A 2,407-nucleotide genomic window follows, 5' to 3' on the forward strand; every position below is an offset into this window, starting at 1 on the left:
GTGCGACTCGTTGGTCAGAAACTTGACCCAATAAGGGTCTTGGAGGATTGACCACAAGGTAAAAAAGAACCTTGATAACTTGATAACCATGTTGGTGAAAGACCAACCCTCGTGAAATCCGAGTGACAGCCCTACCCCTACCTCAGAACTTAACAACCCCTGGGGTAAAGCGGGGTCGAACAGTGAAGCACTACCAGCCTAAGGCGGTGTTAGTAACAGGCAGAGAACTCATGGGTACCGCAAGGAAAGATACGTCCAATCATCGTGACCGAAAAGTAGCGAAATAAGGCTGATAAGCTGCGAGTGACAAAAGTCCAATGGAACATACAGGATTATAAATTTCAGATCATTTATAATGATTTCCCTTGTTCCCGGTGAATAGTATCACCCTAAAAGTTCAATAAAAATGGTTATCAGGAACGAAGTAACTCCATAGGTACTCTCAGAAAGGTCGATTTCTGAGTAGGTAGTTAGCCGCATGGCCTATAGGAGAAAGATAGAGTCAGAAGCTAACGCCTGGAGTAACATCCAGGATACGCAGACAGACTCACGTTATAGGAAAAGATATAACTAGAAGTAGTAATGAATACGTCTAAAACTAGGGGGTTCGCCCCACAGTCGGAATGGAAAACGACTAACTGGCGCAAGCTGGAACGAATTGTTTTCAAGTTACAAAACCGGATATATCGAGCCTCTCAACGTGGCAATGTTCGCGTGGTAAGAAAACTGCAAAAGACTCTGATGAAGTCCTGGGCAGCGAAGATGATAGCGGTAAGAAAGGTAACCCAACAGAATAAAGGTAAAAAGACTGCCGGAATAGATGGTCGTAAGGCTTTAACTAGTAAACAACGACTTATCTTAGTAGCCAACCTAAAACTGTACAAGAAGCCACAACCAACCAGAAGGGTTTGGATACCCAAACCCGGACAGGATAAAAAACGGCCACTTGGAATACCTACCATATACGACCGCGCTCTTCAAGCTCTCGCCAAACAAGCCCTTGAACCGGAATGGGAGGCAAGATTTGAACCCAACTCATATGGGTTCAGACCAGGTAGGTCATGTCATGATGCCATTGAAGCAATATTCAACAGCATCAATAAAATGCCCAAATGGGTACTAGATGCCGACATCGAAAAATGCTTTGATAAAATCAATCACGATGCCCTAATAAGAAAATTAAATACTTATCCAACCATGAGTCGAGTAATCAGGCAATGGTTAAAAGCAGGAGTAATGGATAAGAACACACTCCTTCCTACAGAAGAGGGTACTCCTCAAGGTGGAATAATTTCTCCACTTTTAGCGAATATAGCCCTTCACGGAATGGAAAACCGAATAATACAATATGCTGAAAGTTTACCTGGAATAAAACAGAAGAATAAATCAGCACTAAGTTTGATTCGGTACGCAGATGACTTTGTCATCATACACAAAGACCTAGAAGTGGTAGAAGAGTGTCAAAGAATCATCGTAGATTGGCTAAATGACATAGGTCTAAAGCTTAAACCCAACAAAACCAAATTGGTACATACAACTAAAGGATTTGACTTCCTTGGTTTCAATATTCGACAATACACAGTCGGAAAGCACCAATCAAAGAAAGGGTTTAAAACCATCATCAAACCATCTAAGAGAAAAGTAAAAGAGTATTATGAGCGGCTCTCATCAAAAATAGATAAGCACAGAGCCGCTCCACAGATAGCTCTAATCGAGCATCTAAAACCTATCGTAAGAGGATGGTGCAACTATTACAGCTCAGTCTGTAGTAAGGAAACCTACCAAGACATAGACAACCTACTCTGGAACAAACTTCAAAGATGGGGATACAGGAGACATCCAAGAAAATCAAAAACCTGGGTAAACAAGAAATACTGGGGGACGAGGGTTGAGAAACCTAAGAAACCCTGGGAAGCTCCGAAGATTGATAACTGGGTATTTATGACCAACGAGGAAAACTACCTCCCCAAACACGCCAAGACCAAAATAGTCAGACACGTGAAGGTCAAAGATACCCGGAGTCCATTCGACGGTAACCTAATTTATTGGAGTACCAGAATGCAGAAACACCCTGAAATGACCAGTCAAAAGGGAAGACTTTTGAAAAGGCAAAAAGGGGTATGTACTCACTGTGGTCTCACCTTCAGGGATGGAGATTTAATGGAAAAGCACCACATAATACCACGTTCACTCGGCGGAAATAACTCAGATAAAAATCTAGAGTTACTCCACCTACATTGCCACGATGCCAAACATGGAAAGAAAATCAACTCCTCCGAGTTAGATGTCAATCCATTCTAGAGGTACCAATGACAATGGTTCCTATGATGAGGAGCCGTATGATAGGAAACTATCACGTACGGTTTTGAAGACGAGTCGGAGGGGCGACTCTCCGGCTTAGTTTAAT

At 42.5% G+C, this 2,407-nt stretch carries 1 protein-coding gene; it reads left to right on the forward strand.

Features of this window, described 5'->3' with window-relative positions; all coding sequences use genetic code 11:
* The first annotated feature begins 582 nt into the window (after nt 1-582).
* Nucleotides 583-2,301 (forward strand): group II intron reverse transcriptase/maturase, encoded by a 1,719-nt coding sequence (gene ltrA, locus F6K46_RS39325; protein WP_293068815.1) that lies wholly within the window; start codon nt 583-585, stop codon nt 2,299-2,301.
* Nucleotides 2,302-2,407: the final 106 nt, after the last annotated feature.

Origin of the sequence: Moorena sp. SIO3E8 (assembly GCF_010692445.1) — a bacterium.
In the GTDB taxonomy this organism is placed as follows: Bacteria; Cyanobacteriota; Cyanobacteriia; order Cyanobacteriales; family Coleofasciculaceae; genus Moorena; species Moorena bouillonii.

Excerpts from the sequence above, each read along its gene's own strand:
- ltrA (WP_293068815.1), top strand. The coding sequence starts at position 583 with ATGAATACGTCTAAAACTAGGGGGTTCGCCCCACAGTCGGAATGGAAA.